The following is a 17,752-nucleotide window of genomic DNA, read 5'->3' as shown; positions in this document are numbered from 1 at the left end:
AGGGTGTTCCACATGAGTGAGTCGGGGCCGATCGCCCTCGCGCCGGAGGGCGACGACGTCTCGGGACTGATGGAGGGTTTCGCGAACCAGCGCCTGTGCGTGGTGCCGCGGCCCCTCGTCGAAGAGGCCATCGGCCGCGCCGGGACGCGGCAGCTCCTCGTCACCGACGCGGGCTACTTCCCCCGCGCGCGGCGCCATCGCCGCCGGCGGGCGCACGGCACGTCGGAGACGATCGTGATCCTCTGCGTCGCGGGCAGCGGCACGGTGACCGTGGACGGCCAGAGCTTCGCCCTGGACGCCTCCGGGTGCGCGATCATCCCGCCCTACGTCAGCCACCACTACGCGGCATCCGACACGGATCCGTGGACGATCTGGTGGATGCACGTCCGCGGTGCCGACGTGGCCGATCTGATCGGCTCTGTGCTCCGCGCGCAGCAGGCGGCCGTGGTGCTGAAGTCGGTGGACCGCATCGCCGCGCTGTTCGACGAGCTCGTCGAGACGATGGAGCAGCGCCCCTCGCCGATCCATCTGCTCGCGGCATCCGGCATCGCCTGGCACCTGCTGACGCGCCTGGCCGCCGACAGCCGTCTCCCCGCGACCGGCTCGCCCCTGGAGCGCGCCATGCGCTACCTCGAGGCCCGCGTCGAGGGGGCGATCTCCGTGCCGGAGCTGGCCGCCATCGTGGGCGTCTCCCCCTCGCATCTGAGCGCGCTGTTCCACCAGGCCACCGGCGGCGGACCCGGCGCCTTCCACACGTCGCTGCGGATGAGCCGGGCCCGGACCCTGCTCGACACCACGACGATGCCCATCGCCGACGTGGCGGTGGCGGTGGGGTACGCGGACCCGCTGTACTTCTCGCGTCATTTCCGGCGCATGCACGGCGTCAACCCCTCCACCTATCGTTCGCAGCACAAGGGATAGATCGAGACTCGGCATCCCTCGGCGTCAGCCGGGGATCCCGATACGACGCTCGCCGGAGCGGAGCTGCTGGATGACCACGGCGATGACGAGCAGCGTGCCCTGCGCGACGTTCTGCCAGAACGTGTTCACGCCCAGCAGCGTCATGCCGTTGGTGAGCACGCCGAGCAGGATCACCGCGAGGATCGTGCCGGCGATCGCGCCCTTGCCGCCCTTGAGCGCGGCACCGCCGAGGGCGGCGGCCGTGATCGCCTGCAGCTCGAGCCCCTCGGAGCCGGAGATCGGCTGGCCCGAGCCCGTTCGGGCGGTGATGAGCACGCCGGCGATGGCCGCGACGGCACCGGTCACCATGTAGACCCCGATGATGTACCGGTTGATGTTGATGCCGGCGAGGCGGGCGGCGATGTTGTTGCCGCCCACCGCGTAGATGTTGCGACCGATCGTCGTGTACCGCAGCACGAGGTGGGCGACGACCGCGACGATGACCAGCACCCAGATGAGCGTCGGCACCCCGAGCACCGCTCCGCGGGCGAGGAAGACGAAGAAGGGGTCCGCCCCGGTGTACCCCTGCGCGCGACCGTCGGAGATCAGTTGGGCGACGCCCTTGAAGGCCGCGAGGGTCGCGAGGGTCGCGATCACGGGGTTCACGCGGCCGAACACGATGATGCAGCCGTTCACGAGACCGCAGACCACGCCGATGGCGACCGCGCCGACCACCCCGACCAGGGCAGACGACGTGGCGGTGAACAGCATCGCCGAGGTCACCGAGGTGAGTCCCGCGATCGATCCGACCGAGATGTCGAGCGCGCCGAGGATGATCACGATCGTCTGCACGACCGCCAGCAGCCCCACGATGGCGACCGCCGTTCCGATGACGCGGAGGTTCGCGATGGTGAAGAAGAGCGGATTCTGGATGCCGATGACGGCGACGACCAACGCGATGGCGATGATCAGCGAGATGTTCTGCACGCCGACCGTCGCGACGAAGCGCTTGGCCGGGGAGACGGTGTGCGTCTCGGGTGCGTCCGCGCGAGCCGGCGCGAGGGGGGCGGTAGACACGGAGGGGTCCCTTCGGGGTGAGGAGGTCATGCGGAGATGTCGTTCATCGCGAGGGCGAGGATGCGCTCCTCGGTGGCGTCTTCGCGGTCCAGTTCGCCGGAGATGCGCCCGTCGGCCATGACGTAGATGCGATCGGAGACGCCGAGGATCTCGGGGAGCTCGCTCGAGACGACGATGACGGCGACGCCCTGGTGGGCGAGTTCGTCGATGATCGCGTAGATCTCCGACTTCGCCCCGACGTCGATGCCGCGGGTGGGTTCGTCGAGCAGAAGCAGCCGGGGCTTCGTCGCGAGCCACCGCGCGAGGACGACCTTCTGCTGGTTGCCGCCCGACAGGTTGCCCACCAGCTGCTCGGAGGAGGGGGTGCGGATCCGCAGCCTCTGGATGTACTCCTGGGCGAGCGCGCGTTCGGCACGACCGCGCACGAAGATCCAGCGGGCGAGAGACTTCAGCACGACCAGGGCCGCGTTGTCGCGCACCGACCTCTGCAGGAGCAGGGCCTCGGCCTTCCGCTCTTCGGGCGCGAAGCCAATGCCCGCACGGATGCTGTCGGAGGGTTGGCGGATGCTGCGGACCTCGCCCGAGACAACGATCCGGCCCGCGGTCGCGGGGTAATCGCCCGCGATCGTCTTCATGAGCTCGCTGCGGCCGGCGCCGACGAGGCCGGCGACCCCGACGACCTCTCCGGCCCGCACGGTGAGGTCGACGTCGGTGACGTGCTCGTTGCCGACGCCGATGAGCTCGAGCACCGTCTCGCCCAGGGCGGCACGATCGCGGTGGAAGAACTTCTCGAGGTCGCGGCCCACCATCATGCGCACGAGGTCGTCGTGATCGGTCTCGGACACCCGCTTGGTTCCCACGAAGGAGCCGTCGCGCAGCACCGTGATCCGGTCGGCGAGTTGGAAGATCTCGGCCATGCGGTGGGACACGTACGCCACCGCCACGCCATCGGCCTGGAGCTGTCGGATGAGGGAGAAGAGCAGCGCCACTTCTTCGTCGCCGAGCGAGGAGGTGGGCTCGTCGAAGCAGATGATGCGCGGGCGGCTGACGACCGCACGCATGATCTCCACGAGCTGTCTCTGCGCGGGCGAGAGGTCGGAGCCGAGGGCGTCGGCGCGCAGGGCCCGATCGAACCCCCAGCGGCGCAGTTCCGTGCGCGTGCGCTCGATGAGGGCGCGTCGGTTGAAGCCGACTCCCCCGAGGTCGCCGACGAAGATGTTCTCGGCGACGGAGACCGCGGCGATGATCTCCGGTTCCTGGGCGATGACGCGCAGGCCCGCTCGTCGCGCGTCCGAGGGGTCGGAGAACTCGACGCGCCTCCCGTCGATCTCGAGGCTGCCGCCGTCGGGACGGTAGTCGCCGTTCAGGATCTTGAGCAGGGTGGACTTCCCCGCTCCGTTCTCCCCCATGAGCGCGGTGACCTCTCCCGACCGCAGCTCCACTTCCACTCCCCGGAGGGCGTGGACCGGGCCGAAGTTCTTCGAGATCCCCGCCGCGCGCAGCGCGATGCTTTCCTGACTCACCGTCGTCCTCTTCTCACGTCGTCGTGGCACCGGTGATGGAGGCGGCGCTCTGCCGCCTCCATCCGTCGTCGGATCAGGTGCAGACGACGCCCTTGGCTTCCCAGTTGCTCGCGTCGACGATCTCGGTGTTGGCGATCGACTGGGGCGGCAGGGCGGTGCCGTTGCGCAGCAGGTCGATCATCGAGTTCGCGGCGGCCTTGCCGACCTCGACGCCCGAGATGAACAGCGCGGCCTTGTTGCCCGTCTGCTGACCGGCTTTCCAGTCCTTGCAGGTCAGGTAGGCGCCCAGACCGACGCCGATGATGTTGTCGGCGGCGACGCCCGAGTTCTGCAGGGCCGTCACGACGCCCGTCTCGCTCTCGTCGTTGCAGCCCCACACGACCCAGTTGGTCACTCCGGCGTTCGCCGTGATGACGGCGCCGGCCTTGTCCTGCGCGTCGGTCGCCGAGTTGTCGGTGCCGACGTCGATGACCTCGGGGCCGTCGGCGACGGCCTCGGTGAAGGCGCTCTTCGCGCCGTCGACGCGCTGCTGGCAGACGGTGAGGTCCTGCTTGTATGCCGACAGGATGCGCGTGTTCGCCGCGGTCCATCCGGCCGCTTCGTACAGCCGGGCCGCTTCGGCCCCGACCTTCTCGCCCATCGAGGTCCCGTCGAAGCCCGAGAACGGCGCAGCGTTACCCGAGGCGTCTTCGATCGTGTCGTCGGCCGCCATGATCGGAATGCCCGCGTCCTTCGCCAGCTGGATGACCTGGGGTCCGATCTGCTGGTCGGGGACGACGATGATGATCCCGTCCACCTGCTGGGCGATCGCCGCCTCCACCTCGGAGATGGCCTTGTTCGAGTCGGTACCGAGGTCGACGGCGTTGATCGTGACGTCCCCCGCCGCCTGCGCGGCCTCCTTGGCGCCGTTCGCCTCGTCGATGAAGTACTGCTGATCGCCCTGCTTCTGCAGGAAGGCGATGGTGAGGGGGCCGTCCTTCGGGCCGGCGGCGGCGCCCGAGTCGGGTGACACGGTCTCCATGCCCGAGCTGCAGGCGGTCACGGCGGCCAGGGCCAGGACGGCGATGGCCGCTCCGACCATCCGGGTCGCGCTCGTGCGAACTGTCTTCTTCGTCATCCGCGTTCCTTATCTCCATTGATCGCCGGTCGCGCGACCGGGCGGGATGTTCCTCGCTCACGCTACTGGGGCCGAGGCGCGTGATCAGAGGACGATCGCCCACCCGACATGGACGATTCAACGATCGAAAGGATCCTCGCGTCAGCCGTCGTGCCGCGGCATCGCCCCGAGCCGCGCCGCGGCCGACGCGGTCCGCGATCGCCGGGCACGCGCGGCGGTCGCTACGCTCCTTCTGTCGATCATGCGATCGGCGCCCCCACACCCGGAGAATCCCGATGACCAACAGCACTCCCGGCCGCATGCACGAGGTCACCGACGAGACGCGCGCGATCGTCGACATGGTGCTCGACTACTCCCGCACCCGCCTGCTGTCGGAGGACACCCCTCTCGACAAGCCCCTCTCCGCCGCCGAGCTCACCCGCCTGGCGGGTCGCACGATCGACGAGGCCGGCATCGGCGCCCGCAAGGCGCTCGGGGTGTTCGAGCACGTGCTGGCCCCCGCCTGCATCACGACCGACGACCCCCGGTACCTGTCGTTCATCCCCAGCGCACCGACGAAGGCGGCGGCCGCGTTCGACCTCGTCGTGTCGGCGAGCGCCCTGTACGGCGGGTCGTGGCTCGAGGGTGCGGGCGCGGTGCACGCCGAGAACGAGGTGCTGCGCTGGCTCGCCGCCGAGTTCGGCCTGCCCGCCGGAGCGGGCGGGGTGTTCGTGCAGGGCGGCACCCTCGGCAACCTGTCGGCGCTCGTCGCGGCGCGCGAGGCCGCTCGGGATCGATTCGCGGATGCCGGCAGGCCGCGCCCCGACGCGTGGCGCGTGGTCTGCAGCGTCGAGGCGCACTCCTCGATCGCCTCGGCCGCGCGGGTGATGGACGTCGAGGTCGTCGGCGTGCCCGTAGGCGAAGACGGCGTGCTGCGCGGCGATGCCGTGCGCGCGGCCCTCGACGAGTACGGCGAGAGCGTCTTCGCCGTCGTGGCGACGGCCGGCTCGACCAACTTCGGCATCGTCGACGACATCGCCGACATCGCCCGCGCCATCGAGGGCACCGACGCGTGGCTGCACGTCGACGGCGCCTACGGCCTGACGGGCATGCTGTCGCCCCGCGCCCGACACCGCTTCGCCGGGGTGGAGCACGCCGACTCCCTCGTCGTCGACCCGCACAAGTGGCTCTTCGCGCCGTTCGACGCGTGCGCCCTGATCTACCGCGACCCCGAACTCGGTCGCCGCGCGCACACGCAGCACGCCGAGTACCTCGACACCCTCACCGAGACGAGCGACTGGAGCCCGTCGGACTTCGCCGCGCACCTGACCCGCCGAGCGCGCGGACTCCCCCTGTGGTTCTCGCTCGCGACCTACGGCGCCGCGGTGTACCGCGAAGCCATCACGGCGGCGATCGAGCTCGCCGAGCGCGTCGCCGACGAGATCGAGCGCCGCCCCGAGGTCTCCTTGGTGCGTCGACCGCAGCTCGGCGTCGTCGTCTTCGAGCGCGTCGGTTGGGACAAGCCCGATTACGACCGCTGGTCGGCCCGCCTGCTCGACGACCAACACGCGTTCGTCACGCCGTCGAGCCACGCGGGCCGCGTCAACGCGCGCTTCGCGATCCTCAATCCGCGCACGACCTTCGACGACCTGGTCGGGATCCTCGACACGATGCTCTGACGCCGGGCCCGACGCCGCGTCGGCGGGGCGGGAGTGCACAACCGCGGGGATCCTCGAGGACACGCCGCCAGGCGGGCAACTACGGCGGTGTGTTCGGGAGATGTCCCGGGATTGTGCACGCACTCGACGCGCAGACAGGCGCCGCGGCAAACGAAAAAGCCCCGGGCGACCGGGGCTTCATCCGTAGCGGGAGCGGGGCTTGAACCCGCGACCTCACGATTATGAGTCGTGCGCTCTCACCAACTGAGCTACCCCGCCGCACGGCATCCGATATTCAGAAGTGGATACCTTGAGCCCCGAGTCAGGATTGAACTGACGACCCCTTCCTTACCATGGAAGTGCTCTGCCACTGAGCTATCGGGGCGTACCCGGATCGCTCCGGGCAACTAGAAGAGAATATCAGATCGCGACACTCTCACACGAATCGAGGGTCACCCTCCGGCGTGCTGACGCAGCCACGCGATCGGGTCGATCGGCGTGGTGCCGTTCTGCAGGATCTCGACGTGGGTGTGCGCACCGAACGAGCGTCCGGTGTTGCCGGTGCGGCCGAGGAACTGCCCCACGTGCACCTTCTCGCCCTGCGTGACCTGGAGCGAGCCGTACTGCATGTGGCCGTAGCGGCTCGAGACGAGCTGTCCGTCGATCTCGTGGTCGATGAGCACGGTGACACCGAAGGCGCCGCCCTGCTCGGTCGCGATGCGCACGGTGCCGTCGGCGATCGCCTGAACGGGCGAGCCCTCACCGGGAACGAAGTCGGCGCCCTCGTGGAAGCCGCCGTCGCGCATGCCGAAGCCGTACGAGATCGACACACCCACCGCGAAGGGCCACTGGATGGGCGCCGTCGGGTCGTTGGTGTAGAAGTCGGAGGGCCGCGTGATGCCCGAGTCGAGCGCCATCTTGGTGTACGTGGTGGCGGAGTATCCGTCATCGGCACGGTCGACCGCGGCCGACTGCGCCTGGGCGGGCGCGACGTAGGCCTGGATGTCGTTCGCACCGGATGCCGCGACGTCGCCGGCGACGGCGAGACGCGTGGTCGCGACCTCGGGGGCGGCGACGTTGTCGGTGCCGGCCGCCGACGCGAGGGCGCTGACCGGCATGGTCATGCCGACGGTGAGCAGACCCACGACGCCCATGACGCCGACCGAGAACGAGGTCGCGGCGATGCGGCGGGCGGTGCGGCGCGAGCGGGGGGCCGCAGCGGCGGGGAGACCCTCCGACACCGGCTCGGGGGCCGGGGCGACCGGCGCGGCCTGCTGGGTGGGGGTCTCGCCGGTGAAGGCGAACAGGCGGGCCGCCGAGGTGAATTCGTCGGCGACGTCGTCGGTGGGGGCCGAGACGGAGGCCGCGGCTTCGAGCTCAGCGGCATCCGGAGTCTCGACGTGCTCGGACTCGGCGACCGAAGCGTCGACGGCGGAGTCGATGATCACGGCGTCGGCGACGGGGCGACGACGCGAGCGGCGCGAGACGGGGAGCGTGATCGGGGAGGTCGGGAGGCTGACCGGCGTGGTCGCGGCGTCGCTGTCGGCGCTCTGCAGGATCACGGCGACGTCGTCGGAGCGGTGCTCCTCGACGACGGTGACCTCGAGCGCATCGGCGGGATCCGCCTTCTCGACGAGGGCGTCGGACGCGGGGAGGGTCGGCTCGATCGTGGCGGCGATCACCCTCTCGACGACGGCGGCGGCGACGGCCTCGACCATCGCGGGCTGGCTCGCGGACTCGGCGTCGACGGGGGCCGGATCGGCCGCCTTGTGGTCGGCGGAGGCCGGGGCGTCGAGGGTGGCGACGCTCGCTGCCCGGCGACGCATCTCGGCTCGGGTGAGCCGGGGTTCTGCATCGGGGGCGCTGGCGGGGAGGGGGCGACGAGACCGTCGGGTGACGGCGGGCTCAGTCTCGGAGGCTTCAGACGGCAACGCGGAAGGGGCTCTCGTGTCGTGTCGCAGGCGCGACGGCTTCGGGCTTCGGGGCTTGACCATCTCCGCAGGTTCGGGTTGCGGAAGATAACGAACTGGTAAACACCCTACCCCGACGGGTCTGTGAATGCCATGAAAGGTGCCCGACTCACCTCGCGTAATCGAGCAGCGGCTCGAGACGACCGAAGAATCCGGGCCCTGCCGCGATGACCATGCCGTTGCCGGGACGCCCGCCCGGCGCGCCGCCGACCGTGCCGCCGGCCTCTTCGACCAGCAGGGCACCGGCCGCGTGGTCCCACGGGTGGGTGCCGCGCTCGTAATACGCGTCGACCCGCCCTGCGGCCACCGAGGCCAGATCGAGCGAGGCCGCACCGATGCGGCGCACGTCGCGCGCGATCGGCATGACGCGCGACAACTGAGCCAGGGCGGGTCCGTGCGTCTCGGGGTCGTATCCGAACCCGGTCGCGACGAGACCACCGGCGGGGCCGACCTCGCTGACCGACAGGCGCTGGTCGCCGAGCCACGCTCCCCCGCCGCGTGACGCGGTGAAGAGCTCCCCCGTAACCGGGTTGAAGACAGCCCCGGCGAGCGCCGTCCACGACGCGGTCTCGGCCGTGCCCTCGACCGCGGCGATACTGACCGCCCACGCCGGGATGCCGTAGGCGTAGTTGACGGTGCCGTCGATCGGGTCGACGACCCACGTGATGCCACTCGTGCCTTTTTCGGCGCCCGACTCCTCGCCGAAGAACCCGTCGTCCGGCCGCTCGCGCGCGAGTTCCGCGCGGATGAACGCCTCGACCTCGCGGTCGGCGGCGGTGACGATGTCGGCGGCGGCCGATTTGGTGGCGGCGACCGTCACCCCTTCCCGGCGGCGACGGTGGGCCAGTTCGCCGGCCTCCCGGGCGATACGCGTGGCGAGCTCGAGCAGATCCGCGGGTGAGGTCATGGCGTCCACGCTACTGCGCCACCCCCTCGGCCGATTTCCTCGCCGTCGTTAGCGTGGGCTCATGACCACCTCGGATTCTCGCCAGTACGACGTCGTCATCGTGGGGGGCGGGCACAACGCCCTGGTCTCCGCGGCCTATCTCGCGCGCGCCGGGCGCCGCGTGGCGGTGATCGAGAGGGCGGATGCCGTGGGCGGAGCCGCCGTGTCGGAGAGACCGTGGCGCGGAGTCGACGCCCGCCTGTCGCGCTACTCGTATCTCGTGAGCCTGCTGCCGCAGCAGATCATCGACGACCTCGGCCTGCAGATCACCGTGAAGCGCCGCCGGTACTCGTCCTACACGCCCGACCCGGCGGACCCCTCGCGCGGGATCCTCGTCGACACCCACGACGCCGAGGCCACGGCCGCGTCGTTCACGCGCACGCTGGGCGACGACGGTGCCGCCGAGGCCGAACGCTTCTCGGCCTTCGGCGAGCGCCTGGCGCCCCTGGGACGCGCGGTCTTCCCGACGATGACCGAGCCTTTGCCCACCGCCGACGAGGTGCGCGAGCGCCTCGGCGACGACGAGCTGTGGGAGGCCCTCACGAGCCGCCCCCTCGGCGACCTCCTGCGCCGGTCGCTGCAGAGCGACCTCGTGCGCGGCATCGCCCTCACCGACGGCCTCATCGGCACCTTCTCGACGTCGGACGACCCCTCGCTCGCGCAGAACCGCTGCTTCCTCTACCACGTGATCGGCGGAGGGACGGGCGACTGGGACGTCCCCGTCGGCGGCATGGGCGCCGTGACCGCCGAGCTCGAACGCGCCGCCCGCTCGTTCGGTGTCGAGATCTTCACCGGCGTCGAGGTGGTCTCGATCGGGCCCGACGGCGAGGTGCACACCATGACCGACCGCTCCGAGGTCTTCCGCGGCGACCTCGTGTTGAGCGGGGTCGGACGCGCGGTGCTCGACGGCCTGCTCGCGGCCGGTGGCTCCGCGACGATCGGCGGCGACGAGCCCGAGGGAGCGCAGGTCAAGGTGAACATGCTCCTCTCCCGCCTGCCGCGCCTGCGCGACGAGTCGGTGACGCCGGAGGAGGCGTTCTCGGGCACGTTCCACGTCAACGAGACCATGACGCAGCTCGATGCCGCCTACGCCGCGGCATCCGGAGGTCTCGTCCCCGACCCGCTCCCCGTCGAGATCTACTGCCACTCGTTGACCGACCCGTCGATCCTCGGTGAGGAGCTGCAGGCGTCGGGGGCGCAGACGCTCACGATGTTCGGCCTGCAGGTGCCGCACCGCCTGCTCGACGACACCGACCCGGTCGCCGCGGGAGCGCGCCTGCTGGCCGCGGCGCAGGCCTCGCTCGACTCCGTGCTGGCCGAGCCGCTGCGCGACTGCATCTACCGTGCCCCCGACGGACGCCTGTGCATCGAGGCGCGCACGACGACCGACCTCGAGCGCGCGCTCAACATGGCCGGCGGCGACATCTTCCACGGGGCGCTCTCGTGGCCGTGGCTCGAGGCGCCCGCCTCGACACCGGCCGAGCGGTGGGGTGTCGCCACTCCTCATCCGCGGGTGCTGATGTGCGGGTCGAGCGCCCAGCGTGGCGGTGCCGTCAGCGGGATCGGCGGGCAGAACGCGGCGATGGCCGCGCTGGAGATGCTCGGCGGCTAGGTCGTCGCCGCGCGGGCGGTCGCGATGATCGTCTCGACCGCCCCCATCAGAGCGGGAGTCGACGGCTCGGCGTACCCGAACACCACGCCCGGCGGCAGTTCGGTCTCGGTTCCCGGCACCGCGTATCCCGCGAGGGGCGCCACCACGATGCCGCGGGCCGAGAGCGCCGCGACCATGCGGGATTCCGCCTCGCGCGCGGAACCGTGCAGCAGGACGACGGCGTGCAGTCCCCCGTCGGTGGCCGTGAGCGTCACGCCCTCGACACCGGCGAACGCTTCGAGCATCAGCCGGCGCCGGTGGCGGTAGTCGCGGCGGCGTCGGGCGGTGTGCCGAGCGAGGGCTCCGTCGCCGAGGTACAGGGCCAGCGCCGCCTGCTGCACCTGCGAGACGGACGGATCGAGGTCGGCGCGCGCGGCTGCGAGGCGTTCGCGCCACGCCCCGGTCGCCACGATCCACCCGCAGCGCAGCGCCGGGGTGAGCACCTTCGACAGCGAACCGATCAGCACCACGCTCGCGGGATCGAGCAGGTGCAAGGGCGGCAGCGGCACGCGGCCGTGGGGGAACTCGCTGTCGTAGTCGTCTTCGACGACGACGGCTCCCGTGCGGGCCGCCCACGCGAGCAGACGGGCCCGGGCCGCGGCATCCAGCCGACTGCCGAACGGGTAATGGTGGTGCGGGGTGACGATCATCGCGTCGAGGTCGTCGCGCTCCTCGATGTCGTCGAGGTCGAGACCCGCGCCGAGTCGCACCGCGATCGGCACCGCCTCGACGCCCAAGCGGCCGAGCAGATGCCGCACGCGCGGATACCCGGGGTTCTCGATGCCGACCCGCAGCCGCGCCCCGCGGGGTTCGAGGGCGAGCACGGTGAGCAGCATCGCATCGCTCGTCCCCGCCGTCACGATGACGTCGTCGGGGGCGACGTCGAGCCCGCGGGTGCGGCCGAGGTGCGCGGCGATCTGCCGCCGCAGGGTGGGATCGCCGAGCACGTCGGCCACGTCGGCGGCGACCTCGAGCGCACTCGCGCGTCGCCATGCCGAGCGCCATGCGGCGTCGACGATGCCCGCCGTCCCCGGCCGCCCCGGACGCAGGTCGATGACGGGCGGGGTGGGCACGGGTGCGGCCGCGACGGCCGGAAGAGACCGCGGCTCGGAGGGACGCACGATCTCGGCGACGACGGTGCCGCCGCCGGGCCGAGCCACCAGGTACCCCTCACCCGTCAGGATCTCGTAGGCCGAGACCACCGTGCCGCGAGCGAGCCCCAGGTCGGCGGCCAGTGCCCGCGTCGAGGGGATCGCCTCGCCGCTGGTCACTCGACCGGCGAGGATGGAGGCGCGCAGGCCGTGGGCGAGCTGCTCGTGCAGGGGCGCGGGGGCGCCACGGTCCAGGATGCCGACATCGATCACGCGACGATTCTGTCACTGGTCCATCGAAACCACGCAGAACCGGACTACGCGCTGGGCCATCGGGTGCCCTGCAATGGAGACATGACCGATCTTCCGCTCACCACCCTCACGCGCGTCCGCCGTGGCGCCCACCACCAGCGCACCGACCGCGCCGCCCTGTACGACGTGATCGACACCGCCCTGTTCGCCACCCTCGCGATCGTCCGCGACGACCGGCCGGTGGCCCTCCCGGTGGGCATCGGCCGCGACGGCGACGACCTGCTCGTGCACGGCTCGACCGGCAGCGACTTCTTCCGCCGCATCGCCGAGGGAGCCCCGGTGAGCCTGACGATCACGCACCTGATGGGCCTGAAGTACGCCCGCTCGCTGTTCGACAGCTCGATGCGCTACCGCTGCGCGGTGGTGCACGCCGTGGCATCCGTCGTCCCTCCCGAAGAGAAGGAGGCGGCCCTGCTCACCCTGTCGGAGCACCTCATGCCGGGGCGGAGCGAAGACGTGCGACCCATGACCGCACGCGAGATCGCCGCGACCCTGGTGCTGCGCATCCCGCTGGCCGAAGCGAGCGTGAAAGACAACGCGGGCTCGCTCGTCGAGGTCGACGACGACGGCGAGGACCGCTCCGTGTGGGCCGGGATGCTGCCGCTGCGGGTCGTCGCCGGCGACCCCGTCACCTCACCGCAGACGGTGGCGGGCACGCCGGTGCCGGAGTCGGTCCGTCGGGCCGCGCGCCGCGTCGAGGCCTCGGGCACGGCCTGAAGCCCCTCGGGCCCCGCCGTCCTGCGGATGCGGGCCCCGACACGCCGCGGCCCCGCACCCTGGGGCGGCGTGTCGCCCGCGGCATCCGCACGACGGCGGTCCCGTGCAGGGGACGACGACACGTCCCCGACGACTCCAGTCGAAAAGGCCCCACCCGTCGGGGACGACCGTCGTGCGGACGCCAGCCCCCACACACCGCTCCCCCGCCCACACCGACCGGCGTGTCGCCCGCGGCATCCGCACGACGGCGGTCCCGGCACCGGTCCGCCGCGGAAACGACGGACGGGGCCGCCCCCGAAGGTGCAGCCCCGTCCGCCGAGGTCGTCAGCCGACCAGCGGCGGCACCTCGTAGCGGCGCGGCGTGCCGAAGCGGTGCGCCGTGATCGACACGGCCTGCTCGCGCAGGAACGGCAGCAGCTCGACGTGCCCGGCGCGGGTGACCTCGCCGGCGTAGACGGCCACCGAGGGCGAGCCGTTCGTCGCCTCGGCCACTGCCACGGGCGATCCGCCGAGCAGACGGACACGGCCACCGGTGCGGGCCAGACGTGCGGCGCGGCGGCCCCAGTCGGCGGTGTCTTCGACCGAAGCCCGAACACCCACGCCCTCGAGCCACGCGCGCACAGCGGGCGAGAGCTCGCGCGCCGAGCTGACCGTCACCGTCGAATGGGCGCGGACGCCCGCCGCGACCACGCGCACGAGCGCGGCCTCCGAGGCGTCTTCGACGCGCACGGTCACGGGCACCGCGGCGTAGCGCAGCACGTTCTGCTCCGACTCCAGGCCGGTCACGTCGCGGGCCAGCGAGAACTCCTCGGCCCATGCGGCGGCGTCGCTCGAGAGGGCGGATGCCACCCACTCGCGGTCGGCGGCGGGCACGGCGGCCAGGGCCGGGGCGGCGAGCGCGTCGGGAGTGCGGGGCGCCGAGGTCTCGGCATCCGCCCACGTTCCGAACCCGAAGAGGTAGTGCGGTCCACCGGCCTTGGTGCCCGCGCCGACGGCCGACTTCTTCCATCCGCCGAACGGCTGACGCTGCACGATCGCGCCGGTGGTGCCGCGGTTGACGTAGACGTTGCCCGCCTCGATGCGCGAGAGCCACTGCTGGATCTCGGCCTCGTCGAGCGCGTGCAGGCCCGAGGTGAGGCCGTACTCGATCGCGTTGACGATCTCGATCGCCTCGTCGAGCGTCTCGGCGGTCATGATGCCGAGCACGGGCCCGAAGTACTCGGTGCGGTGGAACTCGCTGCCGGGCTGCACACCCTCGCGGATGCCGGGGCGCCACAGCGACCCCTCGTCGTCGAGCTTGCGCGGCTCGACCACCCAACGCTGGCCGGGCTCGAGGCTCGTGAGGGCCTTCAGCAGCTTGCCGTTCGCGGGCTCGATGAGGGGTCCGATGCGGGAGGCCTCGTCCCACGGCAGGCCGACCTCGAGAGAGGTGACGGCGTCGACGAGCTGGTCGCGGAAGCGACGCGAGCGCGCGACCGACCCGACGAGCACGACGAGGGATGCCGCGGAGCACTTCTGTCCGGCGTGGCCGAAGGCCGACATCGCGACGTCCTTCGCCGCGAGGTCGAGGTCGGCGCTGGGGGTGACGATCACGGCGTTCTTGCCGCTCGTCTCCGCCAGCAGCGGGAGGTCGGGGCGGAACGAGCGGAACAGCTCGGCCGTCTCGTACGCGCCGGTCAGCACGACCCGCTCGACGGCGGGGTGGGTGAGCAGCTGGCGACCGAGGTCGTTCTCCGACACCTGCACGAGCTTCAGCACCTCGCGCGGGACGCCGGCCTCCCACAGCGCCTCGACCATGACGGCGCCCGAGCGCTCGGCCAGGCCCGCGGGCTTGATGACCACGGCCGAGCCCGCGGCGAGCGCCGCGAGGGTCGAGCCCGCGGGGATCGCGACGGGGAAGTTCCACGGCGGGGTGACCACCGTCACGCCGACCGGGGTGAAGGTCGCGCCGTCGACGGTCTCGAGGGTGCGCGCCTGCTCGGCGTAGTAGTGGGCGAAGTCGATCGCCTCCGACACCTCGGGGTCGCTCTGCTCGATGACCTTACCGCACTCGGCGCCCATGACCTCGAGCAGGTCGGCGCGACGCTTCTCGAGGGCGTCGCCCGCGCGGTGCAGGATCTCGGCGCGACCGGCCGCCCCCAGGGCTTGCCACGACGCGGCGGCATCCGCGGCGTCCTGGATCAGCGTGTTCAGCGCGGTCTCGTCGGTGACCGTGTGGTCGGCGATGGTCTGCGCGCCGAGCATGGAGTCCTCCATACGCGCGACGATCGCCCGCGACCAGTCGCGGTTCGCCTCGATCGCCGGGTCGGAGTCGGGGGTGTTGCGGAAGCCGTGCGTGGGGGCGGGAGCGGCCTCGGCCGAGCGGTCCTGCACGCGGTTCGAGGCGGGCACGCCCTCGGGCATGTCGGCGAGCGAGGCGAGGAAGCGGTCGCGCTCGCGCGAGAACAACGCGGCGTGGGTGTCGAGGTCGAACACCGCCGACATGAAGTTCTCGCTCGACGCGCCCTCTTCGAGGCGACGAATGAGGTACGCGATCGCGACGTCGAACTCCTGCGGGTGCACCACGGGGGTGTAGAGCAGGATCGAGCCGACCGTGCGACGCACGACCGCCTGCTGCGCGGTCGCCATGCCGAGGAGCATCTCGACGTCGATGCCGCCGGTCACCCCGCGTCGCTCGGCGAGCAGCCAGGCGAGCGCGACGTCGAACAGGTTGTGCCCGGCGACGCCGATGCGCACGTGGGCGGTGTGCTCGGGGCGCAGCGCGTAGTCGAGCACGGCCTTGTACGAGGCGTCGGTGGCCTGCTTCGAGGGCCAGGTGGCGAGCGGCCAGTCGTGCACATCGGCATCCACCCGCTCCATCGGCAGGTTCGCGCCCTTGACCACGCGCACCTTGATGTGGGCTCCCCCGGATGCCACGCGCGCGGCGGTCCACTCCTGCAGGCGGATCATCGCGGCGAGCGCGTCGGGCAGGTAGGCCTGCAGCACGATGCCGGCCTCGACGCCGTGGAACTCGGGCTCCGACAGCAGCGTCTCGAACACGGCGAGGGTGAGGTCGAGGTCCTTGAACTCCTCCATGTCGAGGTTGAGGAAGGTCCCCGTCTCCTTCGCCACGCGGTACAGGGGGCGAAGGGCGGCGACCGCGTCGGCGACGGCGGCGTCGAAGGCCCACGGCGTGTGCGGGGCGACGGTGGACGACACCTTGATCGAGACGTAATCGACGTCATCGCGCGAGAGCAGCTTGCGGGTGCCGGCCAGGCGGCGCGCGGCCTCTTTCTTGCCGAGGATCGCCTCGCCGAGCAGGTTCACGTTGAGGCGGATGCCGTCGCCCCGGCCCCGGATCGAGGTGATGGCCTCGCCGAGCTTGCGGTCGGTGGCGTCGACGATGAGGTGGCGCACCATCGAGCGCAGCGCCGTGCGGGCGGCGGGCACGACGAACTGCGGCAGGATCGGCGCGGCGAAGGCGCCGAGGCGGATCGCGGCCTTGAGGTGCAGCGGCAGGAACCCCGGGATGAGCGGGGTGAGGGCGGCGAGGTTGCGCGCGGCGACGCGCACGTCTTCGGGGCGCACGACGCCGTCGACGAAGCCGACGGTGAAGTCGAGGCCGTGCGGGTCGCGGAGGACGCCCGCGAGGCGCTGGGCGGCGGCGTCGACGGGCTCGTCGCGGCTCTCGGCGAGCCAGCGGCGCACGAGGGCGATCGCCTCGTCGGCGAGCTCGTGCGGAGAGACGAGTGCGGCGGGGGTGGTGCCGGACGTGGTGTCGGGGACATCGGTGAGCGACATGGCGATCCTTCCTCGGATGCTCTCAGCATGAGGCTCGCGTCCGTTCGAGAAAAGCGATGATTCCTGACGCATACTGTTCGATGAAGTCGAAGGGATGCCATGTTCGATCTGCGCCGTCTGCGCCTGCTGCACGAGCTGTCGGTGCGGGGCACCCTCGCGGCCGTCGCCGAGGCGCTCGCCTACAGCCCGTCGACCATCTCGCAGCAGCTCGCGCTGCTCGAGAAGGAGGCCGGAGTCCCCCTGCTCGAGCCCGACGGACGCCGCGTGCGCCTCACCGCGCAGGGCGCCGCCCTCGCCGCCCACGCCGCGCGGATGCTCGCCGCCGACGAGGCCGCGCGCGCCGAGCTCGAGCGCATGCGGCCCTCCCTCGCGCCGGTGCGTCTGGCCGTGATGCAGTCCGCCGCGCACGGCCTTCTCCCCCGGGCCCTCGACGCCCTGGCCGAGAGCGAGCCGCAGCTGCGCGTCGAGGTCGCCGAACTCGCCCCCGAGGAGGGCCTGTTCGAGGTCGCTGCGCGTGGCTTCGACCTCGCCGTCGCCGAGCAGTACCCCGGGCACACGCGCGAGCACCGCGAGGGCCTCGAGCGCGGGCTCCTGGGGCGCGACGCCATCCGCCTCGCCGTCGCGCACGACGACCCCGCGCAGCACCTCGAAGACCTCCGCGAGCGCGCCTGGGTGATGGAACCGGTGGGAACCGCCGCCCGCCAGTGGGCCACGCAGCAGTGCCGGGCCGCCGGGTTCGAGCCCGACGTGCGCTTCGAGATGGCCGACCTCACCGCGCACGCCCGGCTCGTGGCATCCGGTCATGCCGTGGGGATGATCCCCGACCTCGTCTTCGCGGGCGAGGCCCCGCCCGTGCGGCTCGTCGGTCTTCCCGGCCAGCCGCGGCGCGAGGTGTTCACGGCCGTGCGGCGCGGAACCGCCGACCGCCCCGGCGTACGCGCGGTGCGCGCGGCACTGCAGGTGGCGTACGACCGGGGCGGTCGGTAGGGGCTCCCCTCACAGATCCCGCACCGGTTTCTGCGAAGGGAGCG

Annotated in this window: 12 protein-coding genes and 2 tRNA genes; 5 read left to right on the top strand and 9 right to left on the bottom strand. The window is 71.9% G+C overall.

Annotated elements, in window-relative coordinates:
• The first annotated feature begins 12 nt into the window (after window positions 1–12).
• Window positions 13–921, top strand: a complete 909-nt coding sequence (locus ABXS86_RS14250; RefSeq protein ID WP_353664901.1) for an AraC family transcriptional regulator — start codon at window positions 13–15, stop codon at window positions 919–921.
• Between the two features lie 24 nt (window positions 922–945).
• Here ABXS86_RS14250 and ABXS86_RS14245 read toward each other — a convergent pair whose 3' ends face one another.
• The 3 genes from ABXS86_RS14245 to ABXS86_RS14235 form a co-directional block, all read right to left on the bottom strand.
• Entirely contained in the window at window positions 946–1,977 is a 1,032-nt protein-coding gene (locus ABXS86_RS14245) for an ABC transporter permease (protein ID WP_222846090.1), read from the bottom strand.
• A 26-nt stretch (window positions 1,978–2,003) separates the two neighbouring features.
• Entirely contained in the window at window positions 2,004–3,500 is a 1,497-nt protein-coding gene (locus ABXS86_RS14240; protein ID WP_307213451.1) for a sugar ABC transporter ATP-binding protein, read from the bottom strand.
• 73 nt (window positions 3,501–3,573) lie between these two features.
• Window positions 3,574–4,617: a substrate-binding domain-containing protein gene (locus ABXS86_RS14235; protein WP_353664900.1), complete on the bottom strand. Its 1,044-nt coding sequence runs from the start codon at window positions 4,615–4,617 to the stop codon at window positions 3,574–3,576.
• Window positions 4,618–4,892: 275 nt separating this feature from the next.
• On the opposite strand from ABXS86_RS14235, the gene ABXS86_RS14230 reads away from it, so the two are divergent.
• Entirely contained in the window at window positions 4,893–6,275 is a 1,383-nt protein-coding gene (locus ABXS86_RS14230; protein ID WP_353664899.1) for a pyridoxal phosphate-dependent decarboxylase family protein, read from the top strand.
• 184 nt (window positions 6,276–6,459) lie between these two features.
• Here ABXS86_RS14230 and ABXS86_RS14225 read toward each other — a convergent pair.
• From ABXS86_RS14225 to ABXS86_RS14210, 4 genes are all read right to left on the bottom strand, one after another.
• Window positions 6,460–6,533: transfer RNA gene (locus tag ABXS86_RS14225), tRNA-Met, on the bottom strand.
• A 34-nt stretch (window positions 6,534–6,567) separates the two neighbouring features.
• A tRNA-Thr gene (locus ABXS86_RS14220) sits at window positions 6,568–6,639 on the bottom strand.
• Window positions 6,640–6,706: 67 nt separating this feature from the next.
• Window positions 6,707–8,080: a M23 family metallopeptidase gene (locus ABXS86_RS14215; RefSeq protein WP_353664898.1), complete on the bottom strand. Its 1,374-nt coding sequence runs from the start codon at window positions 8,078–8,080 to the stop codon at window positions 6,707–6,709.
• Between the two features lie 253 nt (window positions 8,081–8,333).
• Window positions 8,334–9,131, bottom strand: a complete 798-nt coding sequence (locus ABXS86_RS14210) for an inositol monophosphatase family protein (protein WP_144832600.1) — start codon at window positions 9,129–9,131, stop codon at window positions 8,334–8,336.
• 61 nt (window positions 9,132–9,192) lie between these two features.
• On the opposite strand from ABXS86_RS14210, the gene ABXS86_RS14205 reads away from it, so the two are divergent.
• A complete protein-coding gene (locus ABXS86_RS14205; protein WP_353664897.1) occupies window positions 9,193–10,782 on the top strand; it encodes a phytoene desaturase family protein in 1,590 nt (529 codons plus the stop codon).
• Here ABXS86_RS14205 and ABXS86_RS14200 read toward each other — a convergent pair.
• On the bottom strand, window positions 10,779–12,185 hold the full coding sequence (locus tag ABXS86_RS14200) for a PLP-dependent aminotransferase family protein (protein WP_353664896.1): 1,407 nt from the start codon (window positions 12,183–12,185) through the stop codon (window positions 10,779–10,781). The genes ABXS86_RS14205 and ABXS86_RS14200 overlap by 4 nt on opposite strands.
• Window positions 12,186–12,266: 81 nt before the next feature.
• On the opposite strand from ABXS86_RS14200, the gene ABXS86_RS14195 reads away from it, so the two are divergent.
• Entirely contained in the window at window positions 12,267–12,941 is a 675-nt protein-coding gene (locus ABXS86_RS14195; protein WP_307213578.1) for a pyridoxamine 5'-phosphate oxidase family protein, read from the top strand.
• 324 nt (window positions 12,942–13,265) lie between these two features.
• Here the strand turns inward: ABXS86_RS14195 and ABXS86_RS14190 are convergent, their stop codons facing one another.
• The gene (locus tag ABXS86_RS14190) at window positions 13,266–16,721 is read right to left on the bottom strand and encodes a bifunctional proline dehydrogenase/L-glutamate gamma-semialdehyde dehydrogenase (RefSeq protein WP_353664895.1); all 3,456 of its coding nucleotides are present in this window, start codon (window positions 16,719–16,721) and stop codon (window positions 13,266–13,268) included.
• A 99-nt stretch (window positions 16,722–16,820) separates the two neighbouring features.
• Between ABXS86_RS14190 and ABXS86_RS14185 the strand changes: the two genes are divergently transcribed.
• Window positions 16,821–17,708 (top strand): LysR family transcriptional regulator, encoded by an 888-nt coding sequence (locus ABXS86_RS14185; RefSeq protein WP_144832586.1) that lies wholly within the window; start codon window positions 16,821–16,823, stop codon window positions 17,706–17,708.
• The last annotated feature ends 44 nt before the right edge of the window (window positions 17,709–17,752 follow it).

Source organism: Microbacterium sp. che218 (assembly GCF_040436305.1).
GTDB lineage: Bacteria > Actinomycetota > Actinomycetes > Actinomycetales > Microbacteriaceae > Microbacterium > Microbacterium algihabitans.
This window is presented reverse-complemented; position numbering and strand designations above follow the sequence as displayed.